The 16,656-nt window shown below is 59.0% G+C and carries 16 protein-coding genes and 1 pseudogene; 12 read left to right on the forward strand and 5 right to left on the reverse strand.

The features are described from left to right. Positions 1–14 precede the first annotated feature (14 nt). The 6 genes from CGX12_RS07555 to CGX12_RS07580 all read left to right on the forward strand — a co-directional run bounded on the left by CGX12_RS07555 (position 15) and on the right by CGX12_RS07580 (position 7,800). Positions 15–1,016, forward strand: coding sequence for a peptidoglycan DD-metalloendopeptidase family protein (locus tag CGX12_RS07555; protein ID WP_094039284.1), 1,002 nt, complete (start codon positions 15–17; stop codon positions 1,014–1,016). A gap of 236 nt (positions 1,017–1,252) precedes the next feature. Next, a complete protein-coding gene (locus tag CGX12_RS07560) occupies positions 1,253–2,548 on the forward strand; it encodes an NRAMP family divalent metal transporter (RefSeq protein ID WP_094039285.1) in 1,296 nt (431 codons plus the stop codon). Positions 2,549–2,600: 52 nt separating this feature from the next. Next, positions 2,601–3,428 (forward strand): M90 family metallopeptidase, encoded by an 828-nt coding sequence (locus tag CGX12_RS07565; RefSeq protein ID WP_094039286.1) that lies wholly within the window; start codon positions 2,601–2,603, stop codon positions 3,426–3,428. Between the two features lie 532 nt (positions 3,429–3,960). After that, positions 3,961–5,487, forward strand: coding sequence for a Re/Si-specific NAD(P)(+) transhydrogenase subunit alpha (locus CGX12_RS07570; RefSeq protein ID WP_094039287.1), 1,527 nt, complete (start codon positions 3,961–3,963; stop codon positions 5,485–5,487). Between the two features lie 4 nt (positions 5,488–5,491). Continuing rightward, positions 5,492–6,868, forward strand: a complete 1,377-nt coding sequence (gene pntB / locus CGX12_RS07575; protein WP_094039288.1) for a Re/Si-specific NAD(P)(+) transhydrogenase subunit beta — start codon at positions 5,492–5,494, stop codon at positions 6,866–6,868. Positions 6,869–6,984: 116 nt separating this feature from the next. Continuing rightward, complete coding sequence (locus CGX12_RS07580; RefSeq protein ID WP_094039289.1) at positions 6,985–7,800, forward strand: NYN domain-containing protein; 816 nt, start codon at positions 6,985–6,987, stop codon at positions 7,798–7,800. Between the two features lie 86 nt (positions 7,801–7,886). On the opposite strand, the gene CGX12_RS07585 is transcribed toward CGX12_RS07580, so the two are convergent. Then, positions 7,887–8,090, reverse strand: coding sequence for a hypothetical protein (locus CGX12_RS07585; protein WP_094039290.1), 204 nt, complete (start codon positions 8,088–8,090; stop codon positions 7,887–7,889). Positions 8,091–8,134: 44 nt separating this feature from the next. Here CGX12_RS07585 and CGX12_RS07590 point away from each other — a divergent pair. Next, positions 8,135–8,383: pseudogene (locus tag CGX12_RS07590) on the forward strand (IS30 family transposase); the annotation flags it as partial. 35 nt (positions 8,384–8,418) lie between these two features. Here CGX12_RS07590 and CGX12_RS07595 read toward each other — a convergent pair. From CGX12_RS07595 to CGX12_RS07610, 4 genes are all read right to left on the reverse strand, one after another. Beyond that, a complete protein-coding gene (locus CGX12_RS07595; RefSeq protein ID WP_094039291.1) occupies positions 8,419–9,447 on the reverse strand; it encodes a methionine synthase in 1,029 nt (342 codons plus the stop codon). A gap of 26 nt (positions 9,448–9,473) precedes the next feature. Further along, positions 9,474–10,457 carry a DUF1852 domain-containing protein gene (locus CGX12_RS07600; RefSeq protein WP_094039298.1) on the reverse strand — a complete coding sequence of 328 codons (984 nt, stop codon included), beginning with the start codon at positions 10,455–10,457 and terminating at the stop codon, positions 9,474–9,476. 556 nt (positions 10,458–11,013) lie between these two features. Next, entirely contained in the window at positions 11,014–11,898 is an 885-nt protein-coding gene (locus tag CGX12_RS07605) for a LysR family transcriptional regulator (RefSeq protein WP_094039292.1), read from the reverse strand. A 200-nt stretch (positions 11,899–12,098) separates the two neighbouring features. Beyond that, entirely contained in the window at positions 12,099–13,550 is a 1,452-nt protein-coding gene (locus CGX12_RS07610; protein WP_217898139.1) for a methyl-accepting chemotaxis protein, read from the reverse strand. Positions 13,551–13,737: 187 nt separating this feature from the next. On the opposite strand from CGX12_RS07610, the gene CGX12_RS07615 reads away from it, so the two are divergent. Genes CGX12_RS07615 through CGX12_RS07635 form a run of 5 tightly spaced genes read left to right on the forward strand, consistent with a single transcriptional unit; the run spans position 13,738 to position 16,603 of the window. Further along, the gene (locus CGX12_RS07615) at positions 13,738–14,412 is read left to right on the forward strand and encodes an AzlC family ABC transporter permease (protein WP_094039294.1); all 675 of its coding nucleotides are present in this window, start codon (positions 13,738–13,740) and stop codon (positions 14,410–14,412) included. Next, complete coding sequence (locus CGX12_RS07620; protein ID WP_094039295.1) at positions 14,405–14,734, forward strand: branched-chain amino acid transporter permease; 330 nt, start codon at positions 14,405–14,407, stop codon at positions 14,732–14,734. Before CGX12_RS07615 ends, CGX12_RS07620 begins: the two co-directional genes overlap by 8 nt. Positions 14,735–14,790: 56 nt before the next feature. Beyond that, positions 14,791–15,669 carry a putative selenate ABC transporter substrate-binding protein gene (locus CGX12_RS07625; protein ID WP_254918231.1) on the forward strand — a complete coding sequence of 293 codons (879 nt, stop codon included), beginning with the start codon at positions 14,791–14,793 and terminating at the stop codon, positions 15,667–15,669. Next, positions 15,669–16,340, forward strand: coding sequence for an ATP-binding cassette domain-containing protein (locus CGX12_RS07630; protein ID WP_094039296.1), 672 nt, complete (start codon positions 15,669–15,671; stop codon positions 16,338–16,340). Before CGX12_RS07625 ends, CGX12_RS07630 begins: the two co-directional genes overlap by 1 nt. Then, positions 16,340–16,603: a hypothetical protein gene (locus CGX12_RS07635; RefSeq protein WP_254918232.1), complete on the forward strand. Its 264-nt coding sequence runs from the start codon at positions 16,340–16,342 to the stop codon at positions 16,601–16,603. The genes CGX12_RS07630 and CGX12_RS07635 overlap by 1 nt, the downstream gene beginning before the upstream one ends. Positions 16,604–16,656: the final 53 nt, after the last annotated feature.

Here is a 16,656-nt window from a genome sequence, read left to right on the forward strand (position 1 = left end):
CCAGGGACGGAACCATGAGAGGCTCAAGGATTTGCCTGCTGGCCACGGCGCTGCTGTGGCCGCTGGTGTCGGACGCCAACATCTACCGTTATCGGGACGCCGCCGGCGTGGTGCACTATACCGATAATCGCCTGCATGCCGTGCAGTATTCCAACGACCGCTGGAGCCAGGACGCCGTCAACCGCGACGCCGTGCTGGTGCGGGTGGTGGAAAAGCCCGATGGCCACTATTTCTTCGCCCTCAACCGGCTGCCTTCCCGGGCCGAGCTGACCTTTCGCTTTACCCGCCAGGAAAACGTGCAGATCCCGGACGAGATGCAGCAGGTGATCCGGCTGCCGCCGCGGGAAGAAAAGTTTGTGGGCAAGCTCACCGCCAGGGGCCCCGGCGCCTGGCGCTACGACTATGGCTTTGCCTACACCGGCAACGAGCTGCGGCCGTCGCCCAGCGCCGCCAAGGTGCAGAAAATAGCCGGCTCCACCATAGTGAAGCCCGCGCCCGTGTCCTGGCAGCGGCCATCGACCCCTTCCTACTTTCCCCAGGCGGTGGACCTGAGCTCGCCGGTGGCCGGGCGCTACCGGGTGTCCCAGGGCTTCAACGGCGAGTTCAGCCACAACAGGCCTGCCAACCGCTACGCCCTGGACATCGCCCTGCCAATCGGCACGCCGCTGTATGCCACCCGCGACGGTGTGGTGGCGGCGGCGGTGGACAGCCATGTGGGCGGCGGATTGAGGGCGGAATACCGGGGCAAGACCAATTACCTGCGGCTGCGCCACGACGACGGCACCATGACCCTCTATGCCCATTTGCACACCGGCTCTTTGCTGGTGAAGAAGGGCGACAGGGTCAGGGCGGGGCAGCGGGTGGCGGCATCCGGCAACACCGGCTACAGCTCGGGGCCGCACTTGCATCTGGCGGTGCAGGTGTACAACAACGGCCGGGTCGAATCCATTCCCTTCACTCTGCAGGGCAGCTTTCCCAAGGTAGGCTCCTGGCTGCTGGCCCAGGGCTCCGAATAGAGCAATAACGTAAAAGTGAGGAAAGGGATTAAATATGGCATTTGGTTCCTGAATGAAATATGAACCTGCTGCAAATTATTTTTATGAAGTTATGGTCTGAATTATTTTTAAATATTGGTTTTTAATACTGAATGTAACTGTCTTTCGATAAAAAAATCAGTTGCTTTATGCTGTTTGCTATGGCTTTTTACTTGCCTTTTCCACATATTGACGAAGTAAAAAGGCAGGATAACAAGATGGCAGAGTTAGTCGAGGTGGCGGAAAGCGGCTCACGCAGCATAAGCCACTACATGCGGGTATTGGGCCCCGGCATTCTGGGCGCCGCCGCCGCCATCGGCGGCTCCCACCTGGTGGCCTCCACCCAGGCCGGCGCCATCTACGGCTGGCAACTGGTGGGGCTTATCGTGCTCGTCAACCTGCTGAAGTATCCCTTCTTCCAGATCGGCGCCCGCTACACCATGGCGGCGGACGAGACCCTGATCCAGGGCTACGACCGCATCGGCCGGGGCTATCTCTACCTGTTTACCGCCCTCAATATCTTTGCTTCCGTGGTCAGCACCGCCGGGGTGGCCATGCTGTGCGGCAGCATACTGGGCCTCTTTATCGGCGACAGCCTGAGCGTGACCCAGCTCAGCATGATAGTGCTGGCCGGCTCCCTGGTGTTCCTGATCACCGGCCACTACAAGACCCTGGACCGGGTGACCAAGTGGATTATCGTCGGCCTGGCCATTGCCACCGTCACGGCGGTGTTTATCGCCCTCAACCAGGGCGGCGTGGCCACTCCCGACTTCGTGGCGCCCAGTCCCTGGAACCTGGCGGCGGTGGGCTTTCTGGTGGCGCTGATGGGCTGGATGCCGGCGCCCATCGAACTCTCTTCCTGGAACAGCGTCTGGCTCAGGCAGAAGAAAAAGGCCCTGGGCGATGAGCTTGATTACAAGGGCGCCCTGGTCGACTTCAACGTGGGCTACATCACCTCCACCCTGCTGGCCATCGCCTTCGTCGCCCTCGGCGCCCTGGTGCTGCACGGCAGCGGCGAGAGCCTGGCCACTTCCGGCATTGCCTTCGCCCACCAACTGGTGAACGTGTACGCCAGCGTCATGGGCGACTGGAGCCGCTGGCTGATCGCGCTGATCGCCTTCCTGTGCATGTTCTCCACCACCGTCACCGTGCTGGACGGCTACAGCCGCGCCCTGAGCGAGTGCTTTGTGCAGCTGAGCCAGCAGAAAGGCAGCGGCCCGACCGGCCACGGCGCCCGCTATACCTACCCGCTGATGGTGGTGATGGGGCTGGTGGGGGCCTTGATCATCATGTTCTTCAAGGGGGCCCTGCTGGCCATGCTGGAGTTCGCCATGATCTCCGCCTTTATCAGCGCCCTGGTGTTCGCCTGGCTGAACTACCGGCTGATGAAACTGCCGGTGGTGCCGGAACGTTACCGCCTGGGCGGCGCCATGGTGGCCCTGAGCTGGGCCGGCATCCTGTTCTTCGCCGGTTTCAACCTGCTGTTCGGTTACTGGTATCTGTTCGTCAAATAAGACCACCTGGCCCTGTACTGCTATGGGGAATCATGGCTGGTGAGGAGATGGCATGTCGTTCTTTAGCCGGCTGAGGGGCTGGTTCGGGCAAGGGAGCGGGGCGGCAGAGGAACTGCCCTGGCGGGAGGTGCTGGACCAGCTCCCCATACTGCAGAGCCTGGCGGCAGAGGAGCAGGCCCGCCTGTGCGAGCTGGCGGCCCATCTGCTGGCGCGCAAGACCCTGACCCTGCTCGGGGTGGAACTCGCCCCGGAAGAGCGGGCCGCCCTGGCGCTGCAGGCGGCGCTGCCCATACTGCACCTCGACCTGCAGTGGTACCGGGGCTTTCGCGAGATCATCGTCATCCCCGAGCCGGTGACCCGGCGGGAGTCGGTGCAGGACGAGTTTGGCCTGGTCAGCGAGGTGGAGGAAGAGCACGCCGGCGAGTCCTGGCAGCAGGGCCCCCTGGTGCTGGCCTGGAGCGAACTGTGCCAGGACGGCGGCTGGGACGGCTACAACCTGGTGATCCACGAACTGGCCCACAAGATGGACATGCTGGGGGGCGATGCCGATGGCGTGCCGCCCATGCGCCCCGGCATGGACATGGGGTCCTGGCGCGCCGACTTCCAGGCTGCGTTCGATTCCCTCTGCCGGCAGCTGGAGCGCGACGAGGAGCCGCCCATCGATCCCTATGCCGCCACCCATCCGGCCGAATTCCTGGCGGTGGCCTGTGAACTGTTCTTTACCCGGCCGCGCCAGCTGGCGGCCGCCTACCCGGCGGTGCATCGCCAACTGGCGGCCCTGTTCGGGCAGGATCCCCTGCCGCGTCAGCCGCAAGAAGAAGATGAAGACCAGGCTGGCCGACCTCATCCGGCCGAGCGCCATCCCCCGGAGATCTTGTAGGGTCGAATGTCGTCGACCAACCCCGGCATCGGTGGCGAAGGTCCACTCCCGGCCTCGACGCGGGTCAGGTGCGGCCATGACCATGCCGATCCCCTGATGGGGCTCCCGGCCCCCTTTGGCTACCCAGTCGCGGGTTATGTGATCCTGCTCGCTAAACCACCACTTTGCGGCTCACCGATAAGTGATACTTTAGTGATTGAAAGCCACAGCCTATTAAGGTTCGAGGAAAGATCAATTTATCTTTTTCCTTGGGAGCCAGTATAGTGCCTCAGGTGCTGTTTCTTTCTTACGCTATCTTCCCCTCAATGCTCATCATCTGGTGGGTATCGCCGGGGTTTCGACGTTAATAATGTTAAAAGGTATAACGGCGTCGTTTTGATATAAGTGGAAGATTTAGCGCTGTTGTAAAAGAACGTAATTAGGCTGGAGCAACAAAGGCAAGGCTGCCTGGCAGTTGAAGGAACAGCTTGCCCGAAACCGGATATGCCTCGTCGGTAGCCGGTGTGATATCAACACTAATCAGGGAATTATTATGTTAATTGGAATTCCAAGGGAAACGCTTAGCGGCGAGACGCGGGTGGCGGCGACCCCCAAGTCGGTCGAACAGCTGCGTAAACTGGGTTTTGAGGTCTGCATCGAGCAGGGTGCGGGCGTCAAGGCCAGCTTCGAGGATGCGGCCTACCAGGCCGCCGGTGCCAAGCTGGTGGGCGCCGACGAGGTCTGGCAATCCGCCATCATCTACAAGGTCAACGCCCCCACCGCCGACGAAATCGAGCGGCTGCAGGCCGGCACCACCCTGGTCAGCTTTATCTGGCCGGCGCAAAACCCCGAGCTGGTGGAAAAACTCAAGGCCAAGGGCGTGACCGTGATGGCCATGGACATGGTGCCGCGTATTTCCCGCGCCCAGTCCCTGGATGCCCTGTCTTCCATGGCCAACATCGCCGGCTACCGTGCCGTGGTGGAAGCCGCCCATGAGTTTGGCCGCTTCTTCACCGGCCAGATCACCGCCGCCGGCAAGGTGCCGCCCGCCAAGGTGCTGGTGATCGGCGCCGGCGTGGCCGGCCTGGCCGCCATCGGTGCCGCCGGCTCCCTGGGCGCCATTGTCCGCGCCTTCGACACCCGCCCCGAGGTAAAAGAGCAGATCAACTCCATGGGCGCCGAGTTCCTCGAACTCGACTACGAAGAAGAGGCCGACTCTTCCGACGGTTACGCCAAGGAGATGAGCAAGGCCTTTATCGATGCCGAAATGGCGCTGTTCATGGCCCAGGCCAAGGAAGTGGACATCATCATCACCACGGCGCTTATCCCCGGCAAGCCCGCGCCCAAGCTGATCACCGCCGAGATGGTGGCGGCCATGAACCCGGGTTCGGTGATCGTGGACCTGGCGGCCCAGAACGGCGGTAACTGCGAGCTGACCAAGCCCGGCGAGCTGTTCGTGTCCGACAACGGCGTCAAGATCATCGGCTACACCGACCTCAACGGCCGCCTGCCCACCCAGTCCTCCACCCTCTACGCCACCAACCTGGTCAACCTGGCCAAGCTGCTGTGCAAGGAGAAGGACGGCAACATCAAGGTCGACTTCGAGGACGTGGTGCTGCGCAACATGACGGTGGTGAAGGACGGTGAAGTCACCTTCCCGCCGCCCGCCATCAGCGTGTCCGCCGCGCCCAAGGCCAAGGCCGCGGCCCAGCCGGCCGCCGAACCCCATGCCAAAAAGCCGAGCAACCTCAAGTATTACCTGGGCGGCGCCGGCGTGGTGCTGTTCGCCTGGCTGTCGGCGGTGGCGCCGGCCGAGTTCCTGTCCCATTTCACCGTCTTCGTGCTGGCCTGCATCGTGGGCTACTACGTGATCTGGAACGTGTCCCACTCGCTGCACACCCCGCTGATGTCGGTCACCAACGCCATTTCCGGGATCATCGTGGTCGGGGCCCTGTCCCAGGTGGGAACCGGTGGTTTCGTCACCTTCCTCGCCTTTATCGCGGTACTGATCGCCTCCATCAACGTGTTTGGCGGCTTTACCGTAACCCACCGTATGCTGAAGATGTTTAGAAAGGGCTAATGGAATGTCACAAGGACTTGTAACTGCGTCTTATATTATCGCCGCCGTGTGCTTCATTCTGAGCCTGGCGGGTCTGTCCAAGCAGGAATCGGCCAAGGCCGGTAACTGGTACGGTGTGGCGGGCATGACCATCGCCCTGCTGGCCACCATCTTCAATCCCGAGGTCACCGGCCTGGGCTGGATCGTCGTGGCCATGGCCATCGGTGCCGCCATCGGTATCCGCTTCGCACTGAAAGTGGAAATGACCGAAATGCCGGAACTGATCGCCATACTGCACAGCTTCGTGGGCCTGGCGGCGGTGTTCGTGGGTTATAACACCTACATCGACCATGAAGAGATGTTCGGCGCCATGCTGAACATTCACAACACCGAAGTCTTCCTCGGCGTGTTCATCGGTGCCGTCACCTTCACCGGCTCCATCGTCGCCTTCTGCAAGCTGCGCGGCCTGGTCTCTTCCAAGCCGCTGATGCTGCCGCACCGCCACAAGCTGAACCTGCTGGCGGTGGTGGTGTCCGCCCTGCTGCTGATCTGGTTCGTCAAGGTGGAAGGCTCCACCTTCGCCCTGCTGGTGATGACCCTGATCGCCCTGGCCTTCGGCTGGCACCTGGTGGCCAGCATCGGCGGCGCCGACATGCCGGTGGTGATCTCCATGCTCAACTCCTACTCCGGCTGGGCCGCGGCGGCGGCGGGCTTTATGCTCTCCAACGACCTGCTGATCGTCGTCGGCGCCCTGGTGGGATCAAGCGGTGCCATCCTGTCCTACATCATGTGCCGGGCCATGAACCGCTCCTTCGTGTCTGTTATCGCCGGCGGCTTCGGCTCCGACGGTGCCGTGAGCAGCGGTGCAGAGGAAGACGGCGAGTACACCGAGGTGAACGCCGAGGACGTGGCCGAAATGCTGAAGAACTCCAGCTCGGTGATCATCACCCCCGGATACGGCATGGCGGTGGCCCAGGCCCAGTACCCGGTGGCGGATCTGGTGTCCAAGCTGCGCGCGGCCGGCGTCAAGGTGCGCTTCGGCATCCACCCGGTGGCGGGTCGTCTGCCCGGCCACATGAACGTGCTGCTGGCCGAGGCCAAGGTGCCTTACGACGTAGTGCTGGAAATGGACGAGATCAACGACGACTTCGACGACACCGACACCGTGCTGGTGATCGGCGCCAACGACACCGTCAACCCGGCCGCCAACGAAGACCCGGCCAGCCCCATCGCCGGCATGCCGGTGCTGGAAGTGTGGAAGGCCCAGCAGGTGGTGGTGTTCAAGCGTTCCATGAACACCGGCTACGCCGGGGTGCAGAACCCGCTGTTCTTCCGCGAAAACAGCGTCATGCTGTTCGGCGACGCCAAAGACAGCGTGGACAATATCCTGAAAGCGCTGTAAGCCGTTGCAGACTGACTGTCAACGATAAAAAAGGGAGCTTCGGCTCCCTTTGTTGTATTTATAGCTGTCCCTGCTATTATCTAATGGTTATGTTTCTTGTGCACGGAAGCTGGCCTATGTTTAATCCGAGACTTGTAGCTAAAATAGAAACAGAAGAACCTACCCGTCGTTTGGCTGTTTTAATTGATGCAGATAATGCTCAAGCGGCAGTTATCGAGGGGCTTTTAGCAGAAATTGCCAGTTTTGGTGAGGCAACAGTTAAGCGAATTTATGGTGATTTCACATCACCTACCAGTGCTCAATGGAAAAAGGTGCTTAATAAATACGCAATAAAGCCTGTTCAGCAGTTTGCTTATACTACCGGTAAAAATGCGACAGATAGCACCTTGATTATTGATGCTATGGATTTATTGTATACACGGCGATTTGATGGGTTCTGTCTTGTATCAAGTGATAGTGATTTTACTGGGCTGGCACTAAGAATTCGTGAAGAAGGACTAGATGTTTTGGGTTTCGGTGAGCAAAAAACACCAGAGGCCTTCAGGAATGCTTGTCATAAGTTTCTTTTTACAGAAGTGCTGAGGCCTGCAGTTCCGATGATGCTAGCTGACTCTTTTGTCGAAATAAGCCATGAGCGTCAAAGTGGGAATGGTGCTGAACTTAAGTCCAATATGGAGGTGAGTGGTGCATCACATCCATTTCCTCATAGTTTTGTTTTGGAAGCGCTTGAAAAAGCGAGTGATGATAGTGGTTGGGCTCATCTTGGAACATTTGGTAGCTATTTGACAAAATTACAACCTGATTTTGATTCTAGGCATTATGGCTTCAAAAAGCTTAGTGATTTGGTTAAATCAAAGACAGAGCTTTTTTGTTGTGAAGAGCGATTATCTCCTGGCTCTGATGCAAAAATTTTATATGTTAAAGGAAGGTGATTTAGACAGGATCCCGTACTGACATAATCAAAGTGGCCGGGATATAGAAGAGTCTTTTCCTGGCTACGCATTACTCCTTAAAAACCTCACCCCTCCTTCACTATGCTGGCCAGTCCTTTGGACTGGCTTTCCAGCAATCGGGTAATGCCCTGCAAGTCGGTCTCGTAGGCGGCCATCCGGCGGCTGGTGGCCAGGGTCTGCCCGGCCACGGCGTCGCCGGCCTGGCCCAGGGAGTGCAGGGCCTGTTGCTGGCTGCGGGTGGAGAGTTCGCGTACCTCCTGGGCCACCATCGCGAAGCCCCGGCCGTGCTCGCCGACGCGGGCCTGCCGCGCTGCACAAGGCGATCGCCGCTGCCCTGGATGCGGAGGCCTACTTTGCCCATCCGTATTCATATTGAGAGCGGGGTCTGAACGAAAACTTCAACGGCTTGTTGCGCCAGTACATTCCGAAAGGGACGGACCTACGACAGGTCACTGATGATGAAATCGAACAGGTGCAGATAAAACTCAACCTCCGGCCAAGAAAATGCCTGGAGTTCAGGCAGCCAGCCGTCGTTTTTGAGGAACTACGTCAGGCTGCATAGGCGGGTGTTGCACTTGTGAGTTGAATTCGCGCGCCCTAGGCCGAGAGTTCTCTTCGGAGGATGTCTGCACCCGCACTTAAGGCATTGAGCTTGGCTCTTGCTACTCGACGAGACAAGGGGGCCATGCCACAGTTGGTACAAGGGTAAAGCTTGTCGGCATCTACAAACTCAAGTGCTTTTCGTAGGGTATTGGCGACTTCCTCTGGCGTCTCGATGGTGTTGGTTGCAACATCAATGGCCCCGACCATCACCTTTTTTCCTCGAATGAGTTCAAGCAGCTCGATTGGGACGCGGGAGTTGTGACATTCTAATGAAATAATGTCGATATTAGACTTTTGCAGTTTGGGAAAGACTTCTTCATATTGTCTCCACTCGGAGCCTAACGTCTTTTTCCAGTCCGTATTGGCTTTGATGCCATAACCATAGCAAATGTGCACGGCGGTTTCACATTTAAGGCCTTCAATTGCTCTTTCTAAAGCAGCAATCCCCCAGTCATTTACCTCATCAAAAAACACATTAAATGCAGGCTCATCAAATTGGATAATATCAACGCCAGCCGCCTCTAATTCCTTGGCTTCCTGATTGAGTATCTTGGCGAATTCCCAGGCCAGCTTTTCGCGACTTTTATAATGGTCATCATAAAGTGTGTCTATCATGGTCATGGGACCCGGCAGGGCCCATTTGATGGGTTTCCTGGTTTGCTGACGTAAAAACTTGGCATCTTCAACAAAAACCGGCTTCTGGCGACTCACTGCACCAACGACCGTAGGTACACTCGCATCATAGCGATCACGGATTTTAACGGTCTTACGTTTCTCAAAGTCAACACCGCTGAGGTGCTCAATAAACGTAGTCACAAAATGTTGGCGCGTTTGCTCGCCATCACTGACAATATCAATGCCTGCTTGTTGCTGCTCTTGCAACGACACACGCAAAGCATCGTGTTTACCCTCAATCAACTCCTCTTCTTGCAATTTCCAGGGTGACCAAAGTGTCTCAGGTTGTGCAAGCCAGGAAGGTTTGGGTAAACTGCCCGCGGTTGAAGTGGGTAATAATTTTTTCATGATAAATACCGTTATATTCTCGTTGATTATAAAGCGTAATTGGCAGACCATTGCTCAAGGATAGACTGGTATGGCTTGATGAAGTTCTCCTCAGCAAGTTTTCCCTGCTTAATCGCTAACTGGCTACGCTCTTCTCGATCATAAACAATTTGAGTTAATGAGTGATCCCGGTTCTTCAAATCCGGTTTGTAGCATTTTCCTGCTGCCGAGTTGGCGTTGTAAATCTCGGGTCGGTAAATTTTTTGAAAAGTTTCCATCGTGCTGATGGTGCTGATAAGCTCAAGATTGCTGTAATCATTAAGCAAATCACCAAAGAAGTAAAAAGCCAGAGGCGCAACGCTATTGGGTGGCATAAAATAGCGAACCTTCAACCCCATCTTCTTGAAGTACTGCTCAGTCAAGGATGATTCATTGGGCAGGTACTCAACACCCAATATGGGGTGATGGTTCTCAGTTTGATGATAGGTCTTGTTATCGGAAACACTGAGGCATATCACAGGCAGTTTAGTGAAGTTCTGCTTGTAGGCATCGGAATTCACAAAGCATTTAAAAAGTTTGCCGTGCAGATCGCCAAAGTTTTCCGGCGTGCTGAAACCGGGCTTATCCTTGTTATGCTCCAACAGCAGCACGCTGAAGTCATAATCCCGCACGTACGAGGAAAAATTATTACCTACAATGCCCTCAATGCGTTTTTTGGTTTTGTGATCGACGATATTCGTCTTCAATATTTCGATAGTAGGGAAACTTTGGCCATTACCTTCGTGATCAATATCCATGTCAACGGAAATGATTTCAAGTTCAACTGAATAGCGATCCGCTTTCGGATTATCCCAGTTAGCCAAGGAGTTAAATTGATTGTTAATCATCGTTAAGGCGTTACGCAGGTTTTCCTGGCGGCTCTCTCCTCTGGCCAGGTTAGCAAAGTTGGTGGTAATGCGTGTACTGTCAGAGGGCTGATAGTTTTCATCGAAAGCAATGCTGTTGATGGTAAATTTAAATTCGTTATTCATAATGTCCTGGCACCCCATTTCCCGTACTAAAATCTGAATCTGTTTATTGCTCTTTCTGGGCTTGATGATTGTCTGTTGTCTGGAAGTCCAGATGTCTAGAGCTGAGCATGGCTATGTTATACAGGGGTCATTACATGAGCAAAAGTGATTTTATCTCATGAATAGATGCAACTTTTTCATGATTTCTGGTAAGCCTAGGCCCACCAGGGCAAGCGGTATGCCGACGTTGCTCGACGCAGCTGCGTCGAGCAACGTCGGCGATGCCTGTAAACGTGGGGCCAGCTAAATAGCTGTTCCGAATAGTAGATCACTGTCGGCAACGACCGGGTTCCGCTAAGCAGACCCTCCGCGCCAGGGATGGCGCGGCGGAGCCCCCAGGGATGGGTTCATGGCGTGTCTGCGTGCGGGGCCCGGTCGATGTAGCACTATTAGGATCAGTTATTTAGGTGTGTAACGAGCAGGACACGGCCGCCCGTTACTGATGTTGCAACACCTGACGGGGGCGGCGGCTGTATGATTTAAGAGAGGAGAGCGTTTGAATGAAAAAGCAGCGTGATCATCTGACCTGCTGAGCCTGAGCAATGAAATCACTCAGGTAGTTAACCTGTTCTTCGCCTTTTCGTATTCCCAAAAAGATCTGTTTTCTAATCCCATGTTTACCGAACCGGAGGCTTTTAATAGCCATTGTTTTGGCGAATTCATCCACTAACCAGCCAGGCAATGCACAGACACCTCTGCCTGCTGCCACCATTTGCAACATGATTTCCGTCGTTTCGATAGTCTTGTGTTTTTTGACCGTGCATTTTGCGGGATTTAAAAACTGACTGTAAATATCCAGCCGCTCAGGCTCTACCGGGTAGCTAAATAACACTTCTTCACTCAGCTGTTCAGGCATGATCGAGTCTTGCATGGCAAGGTGGTGAGCTGCCGAAACGACGAGTCTATGTTCATAGTCAAATACCGGTATAAACGTCAAATTAGGTTTATACAAGGGATCAGGCGTGACGAGGATATCTATCTCGTAGCTGTGCAGGGCGCCCAGACCACCGAACTGAAATTCCTGCTTCACGTCAATGTCAACGTTTGGCCACTTTTCAAGATAAGGTTCAATCACTTTTAACAGCCATTGATAGCATGGGTGGCATTCCATGCCGATGCGCAGTGAACCCATTTCACCAGTCGCTATCTGACGCAATAGATGTTCAGTATGTTTAAATTGCGGTAATACCCGATTGGCAAGAGTCAAGATTCGTTCACCCGCATCGGTAAGGCGCAAGTTTCTACCTTCTTTTTGCCAAACGGGTGTTTTGATCTGGCCTTCTAATTTTTTGATGCTGTGACTCAATGCGGACTGGGATAAATTTAACGATTCAGCCGCCTGGGTTAAGGTTCCTTGCTCTTTTATGGCTGCCAGTACTTCAAGGTGAAACCGCTCCAGCATAACTTGACTCCGGTCTTTAGTATTCAATAAATCATGAATATAATTCATGATTTATTGAAAATATATTATTATTTTCATTGTTTAAATGTCGCCGATACAGGTCAAGCATGTCCAGCCATCTGGATGCGTCAGTGATGCTAGCTAATTGACGTTGTCACGGCGGCCATGGCTGATGGTGGTACCACCGTCGGACAGCCTCTTCATCCCTCCCGCACTATGCTGGCCAGCCCTTTGGACTGGCTTTCCAGCAATCGGGTAATGCCCTGCAAGTCCGCTTCATAGGCGGCCATCTGGCGGCTGGTGGCCAGGGTCTGCCCGGCCACGGCGGCCACGGCGTCGCCGGCCTGGCCCAGAGCGTGCAGGGCCTGATGCTGGCTGCGGGTGAGGGCGCTCAGCTCCTGCATATCCCGGCCGATGTCCTTGACCAGCGCCAGTATGCCGGACAGGGCCTGGGTGGCACCCTGGATCACCGCCTCACCGTTACTCACCTCCTGATGGCTGCTGGCCAGCAGCTCGCGGATCTGGCGGGCGGACTCGTTGCTGCGGGTGGAGAGCTCGCGCACCTCCTGGGCCACCACCGCGAAGCCCCGGCCGTGCTCGCCGGCGCGGGCCGCTTCGATGGCGGCGTTCAGGGCCAGCAGGTTGGTCTGCTCGGCGATATGGGTGATCAGGCTGGTGGCGGCGTCGATGTCCTGGTGGCGGGCCTGGATGCGGTGGATGGCGGTCACGCACTCGGCCAGGGCCTGGTTGCCCTGATCGGCCCGCTTGCCGGCGCTGGCGGAACGATGGGTCACTTCGCTCACGAAGCTGGCGGCACGCTCCAGGGCCTGATGCAGTTCGGCCAACTGGCTTTGCATCCGGCCTGCGGCCTCGGCCTGGTGGTGGCTGCCCTGGTTCAGTTCCGCCACCGCCCGTCCCAGTTGGCCCGAGGTGCGGCCCAGCTCGCCGGCGGCGCTCACCAGCTCGCCGGCGCTGTGGTCGGCCTGGCTCAGCATCTGGCCCAGCTGCGCCTTGCCCTCGGCCGCCAGCCGGGCGGCCCGCTCGCTCTGGGCGCGGGCGTTCAGGGCGTGGTCGATGGCGCTGTCGCGCAGCCGGACCGTGTGGTACTGGGCGATCATCAGCAACACCATGGGCAGCAAGAAGCCGGACCAGGTTTCGATGCGCCGGGCCCGCTCGTTCAGTTGCAGCCGGGGCAGGGACACTTCCAGCAGCGGCAACGCCACCAGGGCCACCACCGCGGCCAGCAGCAGCAGGCACCAGAGCAGGGCCTGGCGGCGGTGCCCCATCAGGAAGCACAGCATCATCAGCAGCGGCAGCCAGTACAGCTGGGTGGGCTGGCCGAGGCCGCCGGACTGCCAGATGATGTTGACCGCGTGCAGCACCATGCCGGCCATGGCCAGGTGCATGGCGCCGCCGGGACTGCCGCCCAGGCGCAGCCAGCCGGCGCAGGCCAGGGCGAGCGCCATCAGCAGGCTGGAGGTCAGCATCAGGGCGCCGTGGCCGTGGCCGGCCCACTTCAGCAGGCTGTAGCCGCCCACCAGCAGGGCGATAAAGGAAAAGAACAGCAGGGTGTCCGTCAGCCGCTCCTGGTCGTCGGTCATGGGGTGGCGAGGACGAAAGGCGGTCCGCCACCAGCGCAAGGGGTTCAGCATCACCGTGTCTCCATACAGGTCAGACCAGAAGGTTATATAATTGTTGCACCGAATAAAAGCCGTTTGCCTAAAAAATGTGCCGTTTGGCGCCTGCCGATAAAACGGCTGTAAAAACAAGCCAATGCCTTGCCAAGCTTCGGTCAATCCCTTAGTTTCTAATGTTTTATAAGGTATTGGGGCGAGAATCATGGATACGTGGCGCGGCGTGGTGCCGCTTACCCTGCCGGTGATGATGGGCTATTTGCCCCTGGGGGCGGTATTCGGGGTGCTGTGGGTGGATGCGGGCCTGAGCTGGTACTGGGCGCCGCTGATGAGCGTGCTGGTCTATGCGGGCGCCCTGCAATACCTGGCGGTGGGCATGCTGGCGGCGGGCATCGGCTGGATCGATCTGGCGGTGGCGGCGTTGCTGGTGAATTTCCGCCACCTGTTCTACGGCCTGTCGCTCTATCACCTGTTGCCCAAGGGCGCCCTCGGCCGCCCGTACTTTATCTTCGGCATCACCGACGAAACCTATTCCCTGCTCAGCGCCTCCGGCCAGGTGAAGGACAGCAAGACCGCCCTGCTGGTGACGCTGTTCAACCAGGGCTACTGGGTGCTGGGCACCCTGGCCGGGGTGCTGCTGGCGCGGGGCCTGCCCCCCGGCCTGCAGGGACTGGACTTCGCCCTCACCGCCCTGTTCACCGTGCTGGCGGTGGAGCAGATCCGCGCCAAAAAGGACTGGGGCGCCGTGGCCCTGGGGCTGTTGGCCGCGGCCGTGGCCGGCACCTGGGTCAGTGAATACTTCCTGCTGGCGGCCTCGCTGATGCTGGTGCTGGTGTTGCTGGCCTGGCCGGAAGCGAAGCGGGAGGCGGCCCATGTCTGAACTCGATTACCTGCTGGCGGCGCTGATCATGGGGGCGGTCACCTTCGGCCTGCGCGCCTTCCCCTTCGTGGCGCGGGGGGTTATCGCCCACCACAGGCGCATCCAGGTGCTGGGCCGGCGGCTGCCGGTGGCCATGATGGTGCTGCTCACCCTCTATGCCATGGGCGTGCACCAGTGGAGCGCGCCCGCCGACGGCAGCCATCAGCTGCTGGCGGTGGCGGTGGTGGCGGCGCTGCAGCTGTGGCGCCGGCAGGCGCTGCTCAGCATCCTCGCCGGCACCCTGGTGTACATGGCGCTGATGAACGGCTGGCTGGGGCTCTGATCCCGGCCGGCTTTCGGCTATAATCCGGCTCCCGCCTTTTTCCGGATGAGTCGACCATGAAGATGACCCCTGCTTTGCGTGCCCGCCTGCTGGGCCTGATGACCCTGTGCCTGGGCTCCCTGGCCCAGGCCGCGCCTTTCGTGTTTACCGCCATCCCCGATCAGGACGAGCGCCACCTGACCGAGCGCTTCGGCAAGATTGCCGACTACCTGTCTGAAAAGCTGGAGGTGGAGGTGCAGTACATTCCGGTGAAGAGCTACCCGGCGGCGGTGAGCGCCTTTCGCAACGATCAGGTGCAGCTGGCCTGGTTCGGCGGCCTGACCGGGGTGCAGGCCCGCGAGCTGGTGCCGGGCAGCGAGGCCATCGCCCAGGGGGTGGAGGACACCGAGTTCGTCAGCTACATCATCGCCCACGCCAGCACCGGGCTGGGCGAGAGTGAGCAGTTACCCGCCGGCCTTGCCGGCAAGCGCTTCACCTTCGGCGACAAGGGCTCCACCTCCGGCCGGCTGATGCCCGAGTTCTACCTGCGCCAGCACTTCGGCCAGGCGCCGGAGCGGCTGTTTTCCCGGGTTGGCTTTTCCGGCGACCACAACCGCACCATCAGCCTGGTGCAGTCCGGCGCCTTCGAGCTGGGCGCGGTGAACTACGCGGTGTGGGAGGCGGAAAAGGCCAAGGGCAATATCGACGAGAGCAAGGTCGGGGTGATCTGGGCCACGCCGGCCTATCCCGACTACCAGTGGAGCATCCGCGGCGACGTGGACGCGCGCTTCGGCGCCGGCTTCAAGCAGAAGGTGCAGCAGGCGCTGCTGGAGATGAAAGATCCCGAGCTGCTGGCGGCCTTCCCCCGCTCCGGCTTTATCGCGGCGAGCAACGACGACTACGCCCCCATCCGCGATACCGCCGTGGCCATCGGCATCATGGATCCCGAGCAGTAATGGACAAGGGCGCCAGCCTGTTCCGCTTCCACCAGGACACCCTGGGCTACGCGGGCACCCCCGTGCTGCGCGAGTTGTCGCTGGAGGTGAGGGAAGGGGACAAGATCGCCCTGCTGGGCGAGTCGGGCACCGGCAAGAGCACCCTGCTGCGCCGGCTGCGCGAGCTGCGCCCCCATGAGGTGGCCTGGTGCCCGCAGCAGCCGGGGCTGGTGCCCATGCTGTCGGCCTTTCACAACATCTACATGGGGCGGCTCGAGCGCCATCCCTTCTGGTACAACCTGGCCAACCTGGTGCGGCCCCTGGCCCGGCCCCGGGCCGAGATCACCGAGCTGGCCAGCCAACTGGGGCTGGCCGGCCAGCTGTGGACCGCCGCCGAACGGCTCTCCGGCGGCCAGCAGGGCCGGGTCGGCCTGGGCCGGGCCCTGTACCAGCAAAAGCCCATCTTTATCGGCGACGAGCCGGTGTCGGCGCTGGACGAGCGCCAGGCCGACGAGCTGCTGCGGCTGGTCTGTGCCCGCCACCGCACCGTAGTGCTGGCGCTACACAATGTGGAGCAGGCGCTCACTCACTGCACCCGCATCGTCGGCCTGCGCCAGGGGCGGGTGGTGCTGGACGCGGCCAGCCAGGCGCTGACCCCGGACCAGCTGCGCACCCTGTACCGGAGCCGCTGATGGCCCAGCCGCAGCCGGCCCGGGCCATGGTGCACAGCAGCCTGCTGTTCCTGCTGCTGGCGCTGTTGTGCCTGCCCTGGGCCGATCTGTCCGTCACCGCCCTCGACCCCTGGCACGAGCTTTCCCGCCTGGGCGCCGGCCTGCTGCTGCCGGCCCCGCCCGAGGCGGGGACCCTGCTTTCCGCCCTCGCCAACACCCTGGCCTTCGCCCTGCAGGGGGCTGTTTCTTCTACACCTCCCCGCACCCCCGCGACTCTCGCTTAATTCGTATGTCCTCTTCCGCTTGATAAACACTAAATACTTCAGCTACTACCCCA

Source organism: Zobellella denitrificans, from assembly GCF_002237365.1.
GTDB classification, from domain to species: Bacteria; Pseudomonadota; Gammaproteobacteria; order Enterobacterales; family Aeromonadaceae; genus Oceanimonas; species Oceanimonas denitrificans.